At 71.1% G+C, this 17,687-nt stretch carries 15 protein-coding genes and 1 pseudogene; 8 read left to right on the top strand and 8 right to left on the bottom strand.

What is annotated here, in order from left to right; genetic code table 11:
* Positions 1–3 precede the first annotated feature (3 nt).
* Positions 4–1,470, bottom strand: a complete 1,467-nt coding sequence (locus NR792_RS05535; protein WP_375759018.1) for a sigma-54-dependent transcriptional regulator — start codon at positions 1,468–1,470, stop codon at positions 4–6.
* Positions 1,460–2,956, bottom strand: coding sequence for an ATP-binding protein (locus NR792_RS05530; protein ID WP_375759017.1), 1,497 nt, complete (start codon positions 2,954–2,956; stop codon positions 1,460–1,462). The genes NR792_RS05535 and NR792_RS05530 overlap by 11 nt, the downstream gene beginning before the upstream one ends.
* Before the next feature lie 194 nt (positions 2,957–3,150).
* Between NR792_RS05530 and NR792_RS05525 the strand changes: the two genes are divergently transcribed.
* The 3 genes from NR792_RS05525 to NR792_RS05515 all read left to right on the top strand — a co-directional run bounded on the left by NR792_RS05525 (position 3,151) and on the right by NR792_RS05515 (position 7,286).
* A complete protein-coding gene (locus NR792_RS05525; RefSeq protein ID WP_375759016.1) occupies positions 3,151–4,908 on the top strand; it encodes a SulP family inorganic anion transporter in 1,758 nt (585 codons plus the stop codon).
* 172 nt (positions 4,909–5,080) lie between these two features.
* On the top strand, positions 5,081–5,446 hold the full coding sequence (locus NR792_RS05520; RefSeq protein WP_375759015.1) for a hypothetical protein: 366 nt from the start codon (positions 5,081–5,083) through the stop codon (positions 5,444–5,446).
* Positions 5,447–5,555: 109 nt separating this feature from the next.
* Positions 5,556–7,286 carry an ATP-binding protein gene (locus tag NR792_RS05515; RefSeq protein WP_375759014.1) on the top strand — a complete coding sequence of 577 codons (1,731 nt, stop codon included), beginning with the start codon at positions 5,556–5,558 and terminating at the stop codon, positions 7,284–7,286.
* 17 nt (positions 7,287–7,303) lie between these two features.
* On the opposite strand, the gene NR792_RS05510 is transcribed toward NR792_RS05515, so the two are convergent.
* The 3 genes from NR792_RS05510 to NR792_RS05500 all read right to left on the bottom strand — a co-directional run bounded on the left by NR792_RS05510 (position 7,304) and on the right by NR792_RS05500 (position 11,830).
* Positions 7,304–8,614 carry a DUF4082 domain-containing protein gene (locus NR792_RS05510; protein WP_375759013.1) on the bottom strand — a complete coding sequence of 437 codons (1,311 nt, stop codon included), beginning with the start codon at positions 8,612–8,614 and terminating at the stop codon, positions 7,304–7,306.
* Positions 8,615–8,743: 129 nt separating this feature from the next.
* A complete protein-coding gene (locus tag NR792_RS05505) occupies positions 8,744–9,517 on the bottom strand; it encodes a hypothetical protein (protein WP_375759012.1) in 774 nt (257 codons plus the stop codon).
* Positions 9,518–10,168: 651 nt separating this feature from the next.
* The gene (locus tag NR792_RS05500) at positions 10,169–11,830 is read right to left on the bottom strand and encodes an amidase (protein WP_375759011.1); all 1,662 of its coding nucleotides are present in this window, start codon (positions 11,828–11,830) and stop codon (positions 10,169–10,171) included.
* Between the two features lie 159 nt (positions 11,831–11,989).
* Between NR792_RS05500 and NR792_RS05495 the strand changes: the two genes are divergently transcribed.
* Positions 11,990–12,880 (top strand): hypothetical protein, encoded by an 891-nt coding sequence (locus NR792_RS05495; RefSeq protein WP_375759010.1) that lies wholly within the window; start codon positions 11,990–11,992, stop codon positions 12,878–12,880.
* A 36-nt stretch (positions 12,881–12,916) separates the two neighbouring features.
* Here NR792_RS05495 and NR792_RS05490 read toward each other — a convergent pair whose 3' ends face one another.
* From NR792_RS05490 to NR792_RS05480, 3 genes and pseudogenes are all read right to left on the bottom strand, one after another.
* Positions 12,917–13,999, bottom strand: a complete 1,083-nt coding sequence (locus NR792_RS05490; protein WP_375759009.1) for a serine hydrolase domain-containing protein — start codon at positions 13,997–13,999, stop codon at positions 12,917–12,919.
* A gap of 184 nt (positions 14,000–14,183) precedes the next feature.
* Complete coding sequence (locus NR792_RS05485) at positions 14,184–14,537, bottom strand: Kelch repeat-containing protein (RefSeq protein ID WP_375759008.1); 354 nt, start codon at positions 14,535–14,537, stop codon at positions 14,184–14,186.
* A 215-nt stretch (positions 14,538–14,752) separates the two neighbouring features.
* A pseudogene (locus NR792_RS05480) lies at positions 14,753–15,070 on the bottom strand (hypothetical protein); the annotation flags it as partial.
* Positions 15,071–15,133: 63 nt separating this feature from the next.
* Here NR792_RS05480 and NR792_RS05475 point away from each other — a divergent pair.
* The 4 genes from NR792_RS05475 (at position 15,134) to NR792_RS05460 (ending at position 17,687) form a co-directional block, all read left to right on the top strand.
* Complete coding sequence (locus tag NR792_RS05475) at positions 15,134–15,541, top strand: hypothetical protein (protein ID WP_375759007.1); 408 nt, start codon at positions 15,134–15,136, stop codon at positions 15,539–15,541.
* Between the two features lie 93 nt (positions 15,542–15,634).
* Positions 15,635–15,799 (top strand): 50S ribosomal protein L33, encoded by a 165-nt coding sequence (gene rpmG, locus NR792_RS05470; RefSeq protein ID WP_375759006.1) that lies wholly within the window; start codon positions 15,635–15,637, stop codon positions 15,797–15,799.
* Entirely contained in the window at positions 15,796–17,040 is a 1,245-nt protein-coding gene (zigA, locus tag NR792_RS05465) for a zinc metallochaperone GTPase ZigA (protein WP_375759005.1), read from the top strand. The genes rpmG and zigA overlap by 4 nt, the downstream gene beginning before the upstream one ends.
* Positions 17,040–17,687, top strand: a complete 648-nt coding sequence (locus NR792_RS05460) for a DUF1826 domain-containing protein (protein WP_375759004.1) — start codon at positions 17,040–17,042, stop codon at positions 17,685–17,687. Before zigA ends, NR792_RS05460 begins: the two co-directional genes overlap by 1 nt.

Raw genomic sequence — 17,687 nt, 5'->3', positions numbered from 1 at the left:
CGGTCAAGGGTCGCGCGGTGCCGGGCGCATGGGCCCGCCCTCCGCTGACGTTTCCTTGAAGTCAGCGGCGGACAGGCCGTGCCGCTTGAGCAGGTCGTAGAAGTCGCTCCGGTTGCGGCCGGCCATTCGAGCCGCGGCACTGACACTGCCGCTGCTGCGGCGCATGGCCTCCGCGAGGTAGGCGCGCTCGAAGGCATCGCGTGCCTCGCGCAGCGAGGGCAAGGCCTCCGTCCCGCCAGGAACGCCCGGCAGCTGCACGGTCTCGGCCGGGGGCCGCTCCAGCGCCTGACCGAGGCGCGGCACATGCCGCGGTTGAAGCTCGTCCGCCCCGGCCAGGAGCACCGCGGCCTCCATCTCGTGGATGAGCTCCCGGACGTTGCCAGGCCAGCCATAGCGCTGCAGCAGCTCCACCGTCGCGGGCGCGAGCCGCGGCGGACGCAGGCCATAGCGGCTCGCCGTGCGCTCCAGGAAGAGCTGCGCGAGCAAGGGGATGTCCTCGACCCGCTCACGCAGGGGTGGCAGCTCGATGGGCACCACGTGCAGCCGGAAGTAGAGGTCCTGACGAAAGCGCTTCGCGGCCACCTCTTCCGAGAGGTCCCGGTTGGTGGCGGCGACCACCCGCACGTCCACGGGCTCCTCCACGTCCGCGCCCACACGCGTGAGCCGCTGCTCCTGCAGCACGCGCAACAGCTTCACCTGCACGGACGGGGATGCCTCGCCAATCTCATCCAGGAACAGCGTGCCGCCGTTGGCCGCGCCGAACAGGCCCTCGCGCTCGCGCACGGCGCCGGAGAACGCGCCCTTCACGTGCCCGAACAGCTCGCTCTCCAGCAGCTCCGGGGGAAGCGCGCCGCAGTTGACGGCGACGAAGCGCTCCGCCTTGCGGCGTGAGAGCACGTGGAGCATCCGCGCCGCCAGCTCCTTGCCAGTGCCGCTCTCACCGGTGAGCAGGACGGTGGCGTCAGTGGGCGCGATGCGGGCAATCACCTCGCGCACGCGCGAGATGGCCTCGCTGACGCCCAGGAGCAGGGGCTCGCCGTCCTCCCCCATGCGCCGCCGCAGCTCCGCCACCTCCCGGCGCAGCACCGAGCGCTCGAGCGCGTGCGTGAGCTTCTGCATGAGCTCGTGGTCGTGGAACGGCTTGGTGAGGAAGCCGTAGGCCCCCTCCTGCATGGCCTGCACCGCGGTTTCGATGGAGCCGTGCGCGGTGAGCATGATGACGGACAGCTCGGGCGCCCGCTGCCGCGCGGCCCGGAGCACGTCCATGCCATCCATGTCCTCCAGGCGCAGGTCGAGCACCATCGCATCCACGCGCTCCTGCGAGAGCCTGCGCAGGGCGGCCTTGCCCTCGCCCTCCACGGTCACGCGGTAGCCGCGTGAAGTCATGCGCATGGACATGAGCTCCGCGAGCTGGAGGTCATCGTCCACCAGGAGCACGTGGGGCTGCTGGGCGGGGGGTTCAGGCGTCAAGGCGGCCTCCAGGGGACGCGGGGTCCTCGAGGGGAATCCAGAAGATGAAGGTGGCTCCGGGCCCGGGCGTCTCCGCGAGCGACAGCTGCCCTCCGTGCGCGGTGATCATCTCGCGCGCGATGGTCAGTCCCAGCCCCGTGCTGCGGCGCCCGCCGACCTCCAGGCTCGCGAAGGGCCGGAAGATCCACTCGCGCGCGTGCGCGGGCACCCCCGGGCCCTGGTCCGCGACGGACAGCTGGACCGCGGACACGGGGCTGGCGGCGCCCGGGCGCTTGCGGCTCACCAGCTCACACGCGATGCGCACCGTCTTGCCCGCGCTGGAGACGGCGATGGCGTTGCTCACCAGGTTGGACAGGGCGCGCTCGACCAGGGCGGTATCCATGGGTGCGCGCACGGGCTTCGCGGCGGGTTCGTAGACCAGCTGGACCTTGCGCTCGTCCGCTTCGAAGGCGAGGTCCTGGAGGACGTTCTGGACGATCTGCTCCACCGAGGCGCCGGCATTGCGCTGCAGCGGTTGGCCGGACTGCACGCGTGACAAGTCCAGCACGGAGGTCACCATGCGGATCTCCCGCTCGCACGCCGCCTGGGCGAGCTTCACCACGCGGGACTGCTGCGGCGTCAGGGGGCCCGTGCTTCCATCGCCCAGGAGCGACAGGGCCTCACGCACCCGTGCCAGCGGCGTGCGCAGGTCATGGGACACCGAGGCCACGAACGCGCTCTTGAGCTGGTCCAGCTCCGCCAGGCGCCCCCGCATGCGGTCCAGGTCCAGCGAGAGCGCGCGCAGCTCCTCGGGCCCGCGCAGCGGGGGCAGCGGGCTGAAGTCCCCCTGGCCGATGCGGCGCGCATGCGTGGAGAGCAGCGCCACCGAGTTCGACACCGCGCGCGCCTGCGACAAGGCGAGCACTCCCGCGGCGAGGATGCCCAGCAGGCCGAAGAGCCCGCCCGAGCGCAGCGCCGCCGAGCCGATGGAACGCGCCTGGTCCTCCTTCGCCTGGATGGCCAGGCGCATGTCCCGCGTGCGCTCGGACCACACGGTGGTGAGGACCTCATCCAGCTGAAGCCGCCGCTCCCGCAAGGGGAACGACACCATCGACTCACAGGTGCCGGCCTGCTCCAGTTGCAGGGCGTACTGCACATAGTCCTGGGCGCTCGCGCGGAAGCTGGCGTCGAGCTGCTCCGTGCCCTCGCCGAGCGCCTTCTGGAGGTCCTGACGTGCGTTGGCGACCGCGTGGTGTACGGCGTCCGCGCTGCTCTCGCGCTGCTCGCAGGCCACCACGCCGCGCCGCACCGCCAGCTCCAGCGCCCAGGCCGCGACGTACACGCGCTGCTCGCGCTCGAAGGACGCGAGCTCCTCCTGCCCCACGCTCGCCACCACCTCGTGGGTGTGCATGAGGCCCACGGCCATCTGTGAGAACGCCGCCACCAGCAGCGCGGTGACCACCGCGTAGGACAACAGGAGCCGGGCGCGCAGTCGAAGCACCAACATGGCGCGCAATCTAGCGCGCGACCGTGCGCGCGGCCCGACACTTCGCACGGGCGTCCGCCGCTTCCTGCACGGCCGTCTGTCGGTCCCGACAGTGTCGGTCCGGGCCGACAGGGGCGGTGGGGGGATGGACCGACAGCGCGGCGCGCTCCCCTCGGAGACGGCGATGGCACGGCATCTGAAAGAGGCCGTCGTCCATGCGTTCTACGACCGCTCCCTTCAAGCGACCTTTCTCGACCCGGCGTGCGGGCGAGCTCATCCACAGCTGGCGCGAGATGGTGCACCCAAGCAGCCTGCCAGCCGACGCGGCCGCCGGCTTGAGCGTGGCGTGTGTGGCACTCCCCCTCAACGTCGCGCTGGCCACCGCGGCGGGGCTCCCCGCGAGCGTGGGGCTCGTCTCCGGCGTGGTGGCCGGCATCGTGGGTGGGCTGCTCAGTGGCAGCCGCTACCAGGTCACGGGCCCGGAGGCGGCGCTGCTGCCGCTGGCCGCGGCCATCGTGGCGGCGCATGGGGCCGCGGGGCTCGTCATCGCCACGGTGCTCGCGGGCGCCATGCAGGTGGTGTTGGGGCTCGTGCGCGCCGGCCGGTTCGCGCGGCTCATCCCCCGGCCGGTGGTGATGGGCTTCACGGTGGGCATCGGGCTCCTGCTGCTCAACACGCAGCTGCCGCGGCTGTTCGCGGTGGAGGACACGCACGCGAATGCCGTGGCGCTCGTGACGGATCGCACCTGGGGCGGGCACGTGGGCTGGCTCGGGGTCGCCGCCGGGGCCCTCACGGCGCTGGCCATGGTGACCCTGCCCCGGCTGCACAAGCGCATCCCCGCGGTGCTCGTGGGGCTGACGCTCGGCACCGGGCTCATGCTCTGGCTCGGGACGGGCTACGACGCGGTGGGCGCCCTGCCGCGCTCGCTGCCCATGCCGACGCTGCCGTCCTTCGAGGGCGTGCACCTCGCGGAGCTCCTGCCCTGGGCCGTGGGCCTCGCGCTGCTCGCGTCGCTCGGCTCGCTGCTCGCGACGAGCTCGCTCGACACGCTCACGGGGGCGCGCACCCACAGTGACCTGGACCAGGACCTGGTGGCGCAAGGCCTGGCCAACATCGCGGCTGGCCTGTGCGGCGGCTTCCCGGTGATGGGCGCCATCGTGCGCGCCAGCGCGTCCATCCAGGCTGGCGCGCGCACCCGCGCCGCCTCCGTCCTTCATGCCCTGTGGCTCTTCGTGGCCATGGCGCTTCTCGCGTCGCTGGTGGCGCGCATCCCTATCGCCGCACTCACCGCCATCCTGCTCGTCGTGGGAGTGCGGCTGCTCAACCTGGAGGGCCTTGTTGCCATGTGGAATCAGTCCAAGTCGATGTTGAGCGTGGTGCTCGTCACCGCGCTGGGTATTGCTGTGTTCAACGTGTTCGCCGGCATCGGGGCCGGGCTCGCGCTGGCGAGCCTCCTCTACGTGCGGCGCCACGGCGCCCTGCGGCTGGAGGTGCAGCGGGTGACGGATGCGTCGCAGCTGCAGCGCGGCCTGCACGTGCAGGCCCCGGAGCTGCCCAACGCCCCCGAGGCGCTGGACCTCGTGGTCGCGCGGGTGGACGGGCCCATCCTGTTCATCAACCACATCAAGCTCTACGAGCTCGTCGACGGCCCGCCCTGGGCGAAGCTCGTGGTCATCGACCTGTCGCGCGTGTCGCTCGTGGACGCCGCCGGTGTGGCGACGCTCCAGTACCTGGCGGAGTTCCTCGCCGTGCGCAGCTCGCACCTGGCCCTGGTGAAGGTGCCGCCCCACCTGGAGGCCGCGCTCGAGCCGATTTCGCAGCACCTGCTCGAAGCGCGGATGCACGGCTCGCTCGAGGGTGCGCTCCTGGGGGCGGGCCTCCTGCCCCCGGCGCCCCTGGAGCAGCCGGTCGTCCACCCCGCCCACGCTCCCGCGTCCGCGTCCGCGCCCGCGCCCAGCGCCGCGCACGCGTAAGAGCGCCGCGCATCCCAGGCCCCCATCCGCTTCGCACGGGACAGTCATCTGCCCGGAAAGCCCGGATTGTGGGCCGCTGCTTGCACGCTCACCTTGCCTCCCGCGACACCGCCCCTCCATCCCCCGTTCCAATTCCTGGACGGGGCGGAAGGAGGCCGTCGCGGGAGGCAACATGCGTCCGATGAAGATGCTGTGGGCCGTGGTGGGAGCCGTGGCGCTGTCCGTGGGCTGCGGCCCGGCCATGGCGAGCACCGAGGAGGAAGCGTCGGAGTCCTCCTCCGTGGAGCACGCCGTGTCCGCGATGGGCGGCGAAGGTGGCGGGCATGACGGCGGGACGCAGTGTCCGCCGCCGAAGCCGCCGCCGCACTGCTCAGCGGCTTGCGGCCCCCATGGCGACAAGGTCCGCATCTGCCACCACGCGCCGCCCGATGAGCCGGGCTCGAAGACAATCGAGCTCTGCGTGGCCGCGCCCGGCGCCGAGGCCCACCTGCGTGAGCACGACAAGGACAGACTCGGCTGCTGTCCGAAGGGACACTAGGAGTCCCAGGCAGGGCCGGACCGGGGCTGACACGCCCATGTCGCCCCTTTGTCCAATGCGCGGATGTGGGTATTGACGCAGGGTCGGGGCTTGGGTGAGGTCAGCGCCAATGCCCGACCCTCTCCCGCCTTCCGACCCTCCCTCCTCCGACGAGCAGCTCCAGCGCGCGTTGCGGCGGCTGGAGGAGTACGAGCGCTCCGAGAAAGTGGTCGCCGCGGCGGGCATCGGCCGGTGGTCCCGCGACCTGTCGCAAGCCCACGTCGTCTGCGACGCCATCTGCCGCGTGCACTACGGCCTGCCCCCGGACGGTGCGGTGACCCCTGCCCACCTCCAGGAGTGCATCCACCCGGAGGACCGCGAAGAGGTGTGGGACGCGGCGCGGCGCGCGCTGGAGGAGCGGGCGCCCTTCGAGCTGCGCTTCCGGATCCACCCGGGCGGAGATGCCCCCATCAAGTGGCTGCACGTCACGGGCTCCGTCTTCCACGACGCGTCAGGACGCGCGCGGCACTTCGAGGGCATCACGCGGGACATCACCGCCGAGCGGCAGCTCGAGGAGTCCCTGCGCCAGACGCTCATCGAGAAGAACGACTCGCTCCAGAACCTGGAGATCATCAACAGCACGGGCCAGGCGCTGGGCGCGGAGCTGCAGCTGGAGAAGCTGGTGCAGGGCGTGACGGACGCCGCCACCCAGCTCTGCCGGGCCGCGTTCGGCGCGTTCTTCTACAACGTGCTGGATGAGCGGGGGCAGGCCTACATGCTCTACACGCTCAGCGGCGTGCCCCGGGAGGCCTTCGCGAAGTTCCCCATGCCGCGCGCGACCCGTGTCTTCGAGCCCACCTTCAAGGGCGAGGGCATCATCCGCAGCGACGACATCACGAAGGATCCGCGCTACGGCCACAACGCCCCCCGCCGGGGGATGCCCGAAGGCCACCTCCCGGTGCGCAGCTACCTGGCGGTGCCCGTGGTCTCGCGCTCCGGTGAGGTGATTGGCGGGCTGTTCTTCGGCCACCCCGCGCCCGGTGTCTTCACCGCGCGCGAGGAGCGGCTGGTGGCGGGGCTGGCCGCGCAGGTCGCCGTGGCCATGGACAACGCCCGGCTCTTCCAGCGGGTGCAGGAGGCCGTCACGTCGCGGGACACCTTCCTGTCCATCGCCTCGCACGAGCTGCGCACGCCCATCACGTCCATGAAGCTGCTGTCGCAGCACATGCGCAAGCGCATCCACGCCAACGACCCGGCGGCCTTCACCCCCGAGCGCGTCACCCGGATGGTGGAGCAGACGGAGCGCTCCATCGACCGGCTCGCCCGGCTGGTGGATGACATGCTGGACATCTCACGCATCGCCGCGGGCCGGCTGCAGCTGCACCTGGAGCCGGTGGACCTGAGCGACGTCGCGCGCGAGGTGATGGACCGCTTCGAGCCGCAGCTCATCGCGGCGGGCCACGCGCTCACGCTGCGGCTGGAGCCCGGGGTGGTGGGGCGGTGGGACCGGATCCGCCTGGAGCAGGTGCTCGCGAACCTGCTGACCAACGCCCTCAAGTACGCGCCCGGGACACCGCTCGCGGTGAGCCTCATGGTCCGGGATGCCCACGCCGTGCTGGAGGTGGAGGACCGCGGGCCCGGCATCGCGCCGGAGCATCAACACCGCATCTTCGAGCGCTTCGAGCGGCTCGGCAGCGCCAGCGAGGTGAGCGGGCTGGGACTGGGCCTCCACATCGCCCGCCACATCGTGGAGGCGCACGGGGGCCGCATCCACGTGCGGAGCGCCGTGGGCGACGGCGCCCGCTTCTTCGTCGAGCTGCCGCTGTCAGGCCCCCCGGACGTCAAGCCCGGGGCGCCGTAGGAGCCGGGCAGGAAGACTCAGCGCACGCGGAAGACAGGCTCCACCCAGTAGTTGGAGCTCTCCCAGCTCAGCGTGGGGAAGGTGCCCTCGGGCCCGTAGGCGAAGACGCCACCGTCCGCCTCCACGTGCAGCGGCTGGGAGTAGTACGGGATGACGAAGGCCTGCGAGGCCACGGTGTAGCCACCCGCCGGCGCGTAGTACGACACGGTGTACGCCGTGTTCTCCTGCACGGCCACGTCCGGGTACAGGTCCACCGTCTGCCAGCCGCTGCCCGGCCCGCCCTCCCCCACGAAGATGCCCGTGGCCAGGAGGACGCCCTGCGCGTCCCACAGGTGCACCACGCGCTCCTCCAGCGGCGCGCCAGGGTCCCGGTAGAAGCGCACGGCGTCGACGATGCCCGGCACGTCGCTCTTGAAGCGCACCCCCAGCTCCACGCCGGCCGTGTCGTTGGACGCGAAGACGCCGGAGGGCGCGGCCGACTGCCACAGGCTGTAGGCGGTGGGCGCGGGCGTCACCGTGGCCCGGTAGGACGCGGCGCTGGTGCCGTACGTGTTGGACGCGCGCACCTGGTAGAAGTACGCGACGCCATTCGTGGCGGAGGTGTCCAGCCAGGCCGTCCGCGTGAGGCCCGACGCCACCGGCTGGTACGGCCCGGCCTCCGAGGTGGCGCGCAGGACCGAGTACGTCTGGGCCCCCGACGCGGCATCCCAGCGCACCGCGGCGGCGTTGTTGCCGGGATAGGCCCGCGTGAACAGCGGCGTCTCCGGAGGCGCCAGCTTCACGAGGGGCTCCACCCAGTAGTTGGAGTTGTTCCACGTCTCCGCCGGGAAGGTGCCGCTCGGTCCGTACGCGTAGACCCCGCCGCTCACGGGCACCGACAGCACCCCGGCGCTGTAGCCGCTGGCGAAGTAGCCCTCGGTGGCGGTGTAGCGCCCCTGGGGCGCGAAATAGGAGACGACGTAGCCGGTGTCCGCCGCCAGGGGGACGTCCGGGTACAGGTCCAGCGTCACCCAACCCGCGTGCGGCCCGCCCTCACCCACCCAGACGCTGGAGGCGAGCAGTGCACCGCTCGCGGTCCACACGTGCACCTCGCATCTGGCGAGGGGCACGAGCGGATCCCGGTAGAAGCGCACCTTGTCGAGGACCCCGGGGGCCGAGGTCTGGAAGCGCACGCCCACCTCCACGGCCGTGGTGTCCGGGTCGAGCTGCGCGGGGGATGGCGTCGTGGTGCCGTTCCACAGCGAGGCGGTCGTCTGCGCGCGCGCAAACCCTGGCAGGCAGAGCAGGAGGACGCAGAGCAGCGTGGAGAGGGTTCCAATCAGCTTCATCAGGGACCTCCCGTCCGCGCAGGGCGGACGCGAATGACAGGCGCCGCGGTGGCGCCCCAGGCCCGTCTACCGGGCGGCGGAACCCTACTTCGTCTTTCGCGGGGTCGCTTCGCGGCTTCTCGGGCTTCGCTACGGAACCGGGTAGACGCAGACGGCGAGCGCGCCGCAGCTGAACTCGACCGCGAGCTTGTTGCAGCCCGGCTTGAAGTCCGACCGATACATGGAGTGGGTCTGGGTCCGGCTGTAGGGCCCATCGATGCCCACGCCGCTGTAGCTGATGGACACGGTGAGGTTGCCGTTGCTCCCGGTGCCAGGCGGGATGAGCGTCGTGACGCTGCACGCGGTCTCCGTGCTCGCCTTCACCGGGATTCCCTCACCGCCAATCTTCACGCCGGTGATCTTCGTCTCCCCGCTGTTGTCGAAGACCACGTAGGCGGTGGACGAGTTGTCGATGAGCTCGCCGTCCTTCAACGTGAAGTCGCAGGCCCCGGGCGTCCAGGTGCCCTTCTGGTACTGGCCCAGGAACGTGTTGGTGCCGTTCTGGGGCTTGAAGCGCATGGTGGTGCCCTCGAACACGACCTCGTAGTCGGGCAGGTCGTGGTGCGCGTCCCAGCGGATCATCCGCGGGCTGATGAGCCGGCCCTTGTAGAGGCCCGCGGAGGGGGAGCCGGGCAGCTCGCACATGTACACCCGGTCCGACGACTGGCCCGCGATGCCGCCGTACGCGATGTCGGTCTGATAGCCGTACTCGCTGCCGTAGCGGTTCCAGATGCCGGTCACGACCATGTTGTCGCCGCCGGTGTCCGTGTCGTCATCGTCATCACCGGCCACGCTGGTGTCACAGGCGCTCAGGGAGGTGGACAGGACGCAGCCGAGGAGGAGACGCGCGAGGGAGAGGTTCACGGGAGGGCCTTCGGTGGGGGGGGAGGGCTCGCAGCACACTCCATCCCGCTCAGTGCGACAAGGTCCTGGCGAACCTGCGCTCCCACACGGCAGGGACGGGCCTCAGGGGCAATGCGTGCAGTAGAAATAGTCGCTGTAGACGGGATAGGCACTCTCCGTGCCCCAGCAGGTGGGATTGCAGGACGCATCCAGTTCACACTGGCCCACCAACCCATCGTCTCGCATGGGGTATGAGTCCCAGTACGTGGTGAGCCTGGGAACGTAGTATTGGGTGCAGGCGCTCGCCTTCACGGAGTTTCCCTGCTCGGGAACCACCGCAGGCTGTCGAGCCTCGTCCCCAATGCTCTCCGGACTGGAGTCGCTTCCGCACGCAACCAGACCCGACGCCAGGACCGCAATCACTGCCAGCAAATGCCTCATGGGGCGCTCACCTCGTGAAAGGAACTCCGGAGGAAGACCGAACCTTCGTGCATCCCGTTCCCAGACGGGAATGCCTCAGGTCTGTCGGATCACGAGAATGTATCTCAAAGAACGTTCTGCCCATCACCGGCCCGGGGCGTGGTGTATCGGCGGGATACAAGCCACGTTGAGGATGAGGGCCGCTGACAGGGGTTGGTCCTCGCGGGTGGGAGTAAGGTCGGGCCCCCTCCCCTACGCGCCGCGCAGGTCCACGCTCCGGACGAAGCCAGGCTTGCGCCGCGCGTGCGAGGCCTGCTCGTAGGCGTAGGCGAGCTTGAGCAACACGGGCTCGCTCCAGGCGCGGCCGAAGAAGGACACCCCCACCGGCAGCCCGTGCACGTCGCCCGCGGGCACCGTGATGGCCGGGTAGCCAGACACGGCGGCGGGCGTGGAGCTGCTGCCCAGCCAGTGGTCGCCCAGCACGAGGTCGATGGGGCCCGCCGGTGCCTGGGTCGGCGCCACGATCGCATCCAGCTTGTGCTTGTTCATCACCGCGTCCAGGCCCTCGGCGCGCGAGTACCGGCGGCATGCCGCGAGCGCCTTCTTGTAGGCGGCGTCGGTGAGCGGGCCCTTCTTCTGCGCCTGGAGCAGCAGCTCCTGGCCGAAGTATGGCAGCTCGCGCTCGCGGTTCTTTTCGTTGAAGGCGATGAGGTCCGCGAGCGTCCGCACGGGGGCGCCCTCGCCGAGCTGCGCGAGCCAGGCCTCCAGGCCCGCCTTGAACTCATACAGCAGCACCTCCATCTCCGGCTCGTCGAGCTTCGCCGCGTTGGGCAGCGTCACGGGGTCCACCAACACCGCCCCTTGCGCCTTCAGCACTTCGAGCGCGCGCTCCACGACCGCGTCCGTGGCCGGGTGGTAGCCGAAGAACCGCTCGCGCGGCACACCGATGCGCGCCCCCGCAAGCCCCTTCGGGTCGAGGAACTTCGTGTAGTCCGGGTGGGCGCGGCCCTTGCCCGCGGCGGTGGCCGGGTCGCGGGGGTCCTCGCCCGCGAGCACGCTCAGCAGCGCCGCGGCGTCCGCCACGGTGCGCGTCATGGGGCCCGCGGTGTCCTGGCTCGCGGAGATGGGGATGATGCCCGCGCGGCTGACGAGCCCCACGGTGGGCTTCAGGCCCACCAGCGAGCACGCGGACGCGGGCGACACGATGGAGCCGTCCGTCTCCGTGCCCACCGACACGGCGCAGAGGTTGGCCGCGGTGGCCGCGCCCGAGCCGGAGCTTGAACCGGAAGGGGTCCGGTCCAGCGCGTAGGGATTGCGGCACAGGCCGCCGCGCGCGCTCCAGCCGCTGGTCGAGTGCGTGGAGCGGAAGTTGGCCCACTCGCTGAGGTTCGTCTTGCCCAGGAGGACGGCGCCGGCGGCGCGCAGCCGCTCCACGATGAAGGCGTCACGCGAGGGAATGGCGCCCACCAGCGCGAGCGAGCCCGCGGTGGTCTGCATCTTGTCCGCCGTGGCGATGTTGTCCTTGATGAGCACGGGGATGCCGTGCAGCGGCCCGCGCGCGCCCTTCGTCTTGCGCTCGGCGTCCAGCGCGTCGGCCTGCGTGAGCGCGTCAGGGTTCACTTCGATGACCGAGCACAGCGGCAGGTCTCCGGCGCGGTCGAGCGCACGGATGCGCCCGAGGTAGGCCTCCGTCAGCCCGCGCGCGGTGTGCTTGCCGGACTCCAGGCCCGCGCGCAGCTCCGCGACCGTCGCCTCCTCGAGCGCGAAGGCCCCGGGCGCGGGGGCGGAGGCCGGCGCGGCGGCGCGCGCATCGCGGGCGGCCAGCGCCCCGGTCACCGCCGCCGCGGCCCCGAGGAGCGTGCGGCGGGAGAGCCCCGTCGGGTTCACATCGGAAGCAGCCGTCTTCTTCGTCATGGAGCAGGCACCCGGTTGTAGAGGGGCGCCAAGTGGACCCGATTCCCGCGCCGGGAGGAAGGGCCGTGGCGAGCAGCTCGTGACGAGGCTGGCACAATCCCAGTCAAGGGCGGTGTCGGGGGCGTGTGATACAGATAAATCCTCACCTGGAGATCCCCCATGCGTCTACGTGCCCTTGCATTGACCTGCTTCACCGCGCTCGCGGCCTGCGACAACACTCCCATCGAATCCGAGTCCCCGGAGGAGCTGGGCGTCAGCACCGCCGCGGTGACGGCGACCCGCCTCTACGCCACGGTGGGCGACAACGAGCTGAGCTTCGAGACGCTCGGCACCTTCGAGCAGCGCGATGGCGTCCGCGCGCTCATCATCCGCGCCACCGCGAACCGCTACCTCGCGGACGTCCTCAGCTTCGTTCCGGACGACGCCTTCGGGGACGCGAACGTCATCAGCGAGCGCCGTTTCGAGATCGTCCTCCACGAGGGGCACGAGCTCAACACGGTGCTCTCCGGGCTGCCGCTCTTCGTCAAGGTCACCACGAACACGGGCACGCCGCGCTCGTACACCGCGCGCATCGTGGTGGCCCCGCGCTTCTTCGACTTCCGCGGCGACTCGGGCATCTGGATCGACGAGGCGGTCACCCCCCGCTACGTCGTCCAGGGCAACGACAACCTCCTCTACCGGGGCCGCGCCTCGGTCTCCGGCTATGTCGACTGGCTCTCCGTCACGGCGCCCGACGGCATCCCGTCCGTCTACGGCCGGCCCAACTACAGGCTCGACTGGACGTACACGAAGCTTCACCAGGCCATCGACCCGCACACGGTCCCGCTCGCCTTCAGCGCTGGCGGCGACAACGGCGCGACGATGCAGAAGACCGCCCGGCTGGTGGCGCGAGTGACGGAGTTCGCGCTCACCGACGGCGACGCCTACGACGTCTGGCCCAGCCCGCCCTGCGACCCCGTCGTCTCCGCCTGCTACCACTCGCAGCCCGCGGGCACGACGGACTTCAGCCAGTGCGGCACCTACCGCCAGGTCCTGCGCTGCACGTACTGAGCGACCCGCGGCAGGTGTCACCCGGAGGCTGTCGCCTCACTCCCTGGAGAGCACCTCCAGCAGCCTCCCGGTGATCAGCGACACGTCGGCCCCCTCGCGGTTGGTCAGCACCGCGAGGGAGGCCTTGCGCTCGGGCAGGTAGAGGGCCAGGGCGGAGAACCCGGGGATCTGCCCGTCATGGCCCTGGCCGGGCCCCACGGGAGTGAGGGCCTGGACCAGGCCCAGGCCATACCCGGGCATGGCGGGGATGGACGTCGCCACCCAGTCGGTCATCTCCGCGAGCTGCGCCGGGGCGAGCAGGGAACGCTCGAAGAGGGCCTGGTAGAAGGCGCTGAGGTCGTCGGCGCTGGAGATCAGGGCACCGGCCGCGCCGGCCGCGGACGGATGGATGAAGTCCGTGAGGTCCCTCCAGGCGGCTTCGCCCGGGTCCCGCGAATAGCCCCGCGCGGCGAGGGGCGGCAGCGGCTCGGCGCCGTCCAGCCCCGTGCTGCCCAGGGCCAGGGGCTCGAGGATGCGCGTGCGAACCAGCTGGGCCAGCGGCGTCCCTGTCACCGACTCGAGGATGTGACCCAGGAGGATGTAGTTGGTGTTGGAGTACTCCCAGCGGGCCCCTGGCTCGAACGAGGGCGACTTCGCGGCGCCGTGGGCAATGAGTTCCTCGGGGGTCCACGTCTTGCCGGGGCTTGCTTCGGCCTGGGCGAGGAACTCCTGGCGCTGGGTGTAGTTGAACGCGCCACTCGTGTGGTTGAGAAGCTGGCGCACGGTGATGCGGTCCGCGCGGGGGAAGTCCGGCACCCAGGTGGCCAGCGGCGCGTCCAGGGACAGTTTCCCCTCGGCCTGGAGCTGCAGTGCCACCACGGCGACGAAGCTCTTGGTGATGCTGCCCACGCGCAGCCGGTCCTCGACCTTCAGGCCGGTAGCGGGCTCCACCCTGGAGACGCCCGTCGAGCCCCGCCACGTACAGTCCTGGAGACGCAGCGAGGCCGTGGCCCCGGGGAAATCCCCGGCAGAGGCGGCCTCCTCGAGCGCGTCCTGCAGCTGGGGCGCGAGCCGGTCACAGAGCGGGCCGTCATCCTTCTCGCAACCCGAGAGCCACAGCAGCAGCGTTGCGCCAAGCACACGTCGACCCGACCGATGGGTGAACATCCGAAGTCCTCCAGGAAAGATGCCAGCTGCCAGCGCGAATACCCGCATCCGATTCATGACGTCCCCCACAGAGGCCGCCAGGATACAGCGAAGAGAACCTGGCCCACGCGACTTGTGGCCTCTGCGCTAGACGAGGCCACAAGGTGAGCGGGTGCGGTCAGCGCTTCAGCCAGGTCAGCTTCCAGAGATCGTCGAAGAACTCGCTCGCGCCGCCGTCGGACGAGGCCCCTCCGTTCAGGTACAGCTCGTAGGTGGTGGGCGTCTCCCGCACGGAGGAGATGCCTCCGACGCGGGCCGGAGGAATGGGGGAGCCGGAGGCGAAAGCCACCTCGGTCCACCGGTTGTCCTTCACCGAGTAGAACCACAGGTCGCTGGAGAGGCCGTCGAAGCGTTGCCCACCGAAGACGACCAGCCCGCCATGGACGGTGTCGAAGAACAAGCGTGGAAGCGTGTTGCCCACGCCGCCAAACGCATAGCGGGTCTTCTTGCCGGGCTGGCCTGCCCGGGGCACCTCCACCACCAGGGCGGAGGAGCGGCGAACGGCTCTCCCAGGTTCTCGGAGGAGACCTGCTCCCATTGCTGGCTCTGCACGTGGTAGGTCCACATCTCGGGGAACATCAGGTCCGAGCCCGTCCGGAACCGGCCCCGCCCTCCCACGACGCTCACGCAGTCGTCGCAAGGCCCCGGAATCATCAGGGCCTCCGCGCGTGCGGCGGGCGGCGGCGAGGTCAGCTTCCTCCAGGTGGCCGTGGCGATGTCGAAGGCATGGAAGTCGTTGACTGTGGAGTCGTCCGGGAAGTTCCCGCTCTGGCCGCCGAAGCGGTAGACGACGGCTGGCTCACCGCTCGTGCGGGAGAACGACGCACTGGCCTCCCAGAGCGCGGGCGGAACGTCTCCGTGCTGCTCGACAGCCTCCCAGCGTGGACTCTCGCAGCACTTTGGCGGCGAAGGCCTCTCCGTACCACAAGCGGTCAGCACGAGCACGGTGGCGAGGCCGCAGCCGCGGAGAAGCAGGGCCAGGCGGGAGCGTGCGTGGGAGAACATGGACCCGACCCACGGCCGCGCTTGCCTTTATTTGCAACTCAGTTACGTTAGCGGACATCACCCATGAGGACATGGCCTTCCCATCACCGGCGCTTCGGAGCGGCATTCCTGGCGGCCGTGTGGCTGGTCGTGCCCCTGCTGGCGCTGCTGCATGGCTCGCACGTCCACCGCTTCTGTGCCGCGCATGGGACGTTCGAGGAGGCGCACGCATCGGGTGAGGAGCGTGCGCGGGCGGGGGTGGACGCCGCCGGGACGCGCCTCCTGGAGGCCGCTGCCGAGGCGTTCGCGGGCGGGCATGAAGAGTGCCCGCTCATGGGCGCCTGGGCGCGTCAGGGATTGCCGGGCGCGAGCCGGGCCTGGGTGACGGCGGTCACCTTCGAGGCGGAGTGCCGGGCCGTGTGCCCGCGTCGGGTGCCGCCCCAGGTCGCGCCGCTGACCGTCGCGCCGAAGGGCTCCCCTCCCCGCGCGTAGTCACCGTCGTGCCCTCTCCCGGCGCGGTGCGCTGGCGCCTTCGTGCGCCCGCTCGCGCCCTGCACCCTGACACGCTCACGAAGGACTCGCGCCATGCCAAAGGGCAACCGCACCATCATCCAGCTCGTTTCCAGCGCCAACACCGGCTACGTCTACACGACGACGAAGAACAAGCGGAAGTCGCAGGAGAAGCTCCAGCTCAAGAAGTACGACCCGCGCGTGCGCAAGCACGTGCTCTTCGTGGAGGGCAAGCCATGAGGGCGCGGGAGGCCCCGGCCCGGCTGCCCGTCACCGTCCTCTCCGGGTTCCTCGGCGCGGGCAAGACGACGCTCCTCAACCACGTGCTCCACAACCGCGAGGGGCTGCGGGTGGCGGTCATCGTCAACGACATGAGCGAGGTGAACATCGACGCGAAGCTCGTCGGTGGCGCCGCGGCGCTGAGCCGCGTGGACGAGAAGCTGGTGGAGCTGTCCAACGGCTGCATCTGCTGCACGCTGCGCGAGGACTTGCTCCGGGAGGTCGCCCGGCTCGCCCGGGAGGGACGCTTCGACTACCTCCTCATCGAATCCACCGGCATCTCCGAGCCGCTGCCCGTGGCGGAGACGTTCACCTTCGCGGACGAGTCCGGACAGGGCCTGTCGGACGTGGCCCGGCTCGACACCCTGGTGACGGTGGTGGATGCGCTCCATTTCCTGAAGGACTGGGAGTCGGCGCAGGCGCTGGCGGAGCGGGGGCTCGCCGCGGCGGACGAGGACGAGCGCACGGTGGTGGACCTGCTGGTGGAGCAGGTGGAGTTCGCGGACGTGCTGGTCCTCAACAAGACGGACCTCGTCCCGGCGGAGGACGTGGCCCGCCTGGCGCAGGTACTGCGCAAGCTCAACCCGGAGGCGAGCCTCGTCACCGCGGAGCGGGGGCGCGTTCCGCTCGCGGCGGTGCTGAACACCGGCCGCTTCGACTTCGAGCGGGCCCGGCGCGCGCCCGGGTGGCTCAAGGCGCTGCGCGGAGAGCACACCCCGGAGACGGAGGCGTACGGCATCCGCAGCTTCGTCTTCCGCGGCCGTGTGCCCTTCCACCCCGCGAGGCTGTGGCGCTTCCTGCACGGGAGCTGGAAGGGCGTGCTTCGCTCCAAGGGCTTCTTCTGGCTCGCCACGCGCCACGACATCGCCGGGCTGTGGGCCCAGGCGGGGGGCGCGGCCAGCTTCGAGCCGGGCGGCCTGTGGTGGGACGCCGTCCCGCGCTCCGAGTGGCCGGAAGACGCGGAGGCGCGGGCGGAACTGGAGCGCGATCAGGTGGGCCCCCATGGGGACCGGCGGCAGGAGATCGTCTTCATCACCCAGGACGCGGACCACGAGGAGATGGCCCGGCAGCTGGAGGCGTGCCTGCTGACCGCCGGGGAGCTGGCGCGCGGGCCGGCGCGCTGGGCCCGGATGCGGGACCCCTTCCCGGCCTGGGCGCGGGTGGAGGCCACGGACGCCGCGCCCACGGAGGAGGTGGCGTGATGCGCCCTGCCCTCTCACTGCTCCCGGCGGACGAGACGCCCTCCGGCGCGCACCGCTTCGTGTGGTCGCCCGAGGAGCTCACCGACATCTACCGCGACGGCGTGAACCTCTGTGTCTGGCGCCGGGGGCTCGACAGCCGGCTGGCCGCCTGGCTCACGCGGCTGACCGACGAGCAGCGTCTGGACATGGTCGTGCGCGTGCGCGGCGATGCCCTGGACCTGCGCGGCTGGCTGCCGGAGCTGCCCGGAGGCGCGCTGTTCGACGCCTGGCTCGAGGACCTGAACTTCCTCCTGCGGCTCTACGTGGACCTGCTGGGCGCCGAGGCGCTTGGCGTGCGGCTGCAAACGCTGGCGCGGGACATGTGCCCGCGCTTCCACGTGGACCGGGTGGGGGTGCGGCTCTTGTGCACCTATGCGGGCCCCGCCACCGAGTGGCTGGAGAACAGCCAGGTCCACCGAAGCGCGCTGGGGGCCAGCGGCGAGGTGGCGCGGCCGGGGGCGCCCGTCCAGTCCCTGGCGCGCTTCGACGTGGCGCTCCTCAAGGGCGAGGCGTGGCCCGGCAACACCGGCAACGGCGCCGTTCACCGCTCACCCGCCATCGCGGAGGACGGGCTCCGGCGGCTGCTGCTCTCCATTGAAGCGATTTGA

The organism is Corallococcus exercitus (assembly GCF_042231735.1).
Taxonomy (GTDB): Bacteria; Myxococcota; Myxococcia; order Myxococcales; family Myxococcaceae; genus Corallococcus; species Corallococcus exercitus_B.
Note: the sequence above shows the minus strand (reverse complement) of the source record. Positions and strands in the feature narration are given on the sequence as shown.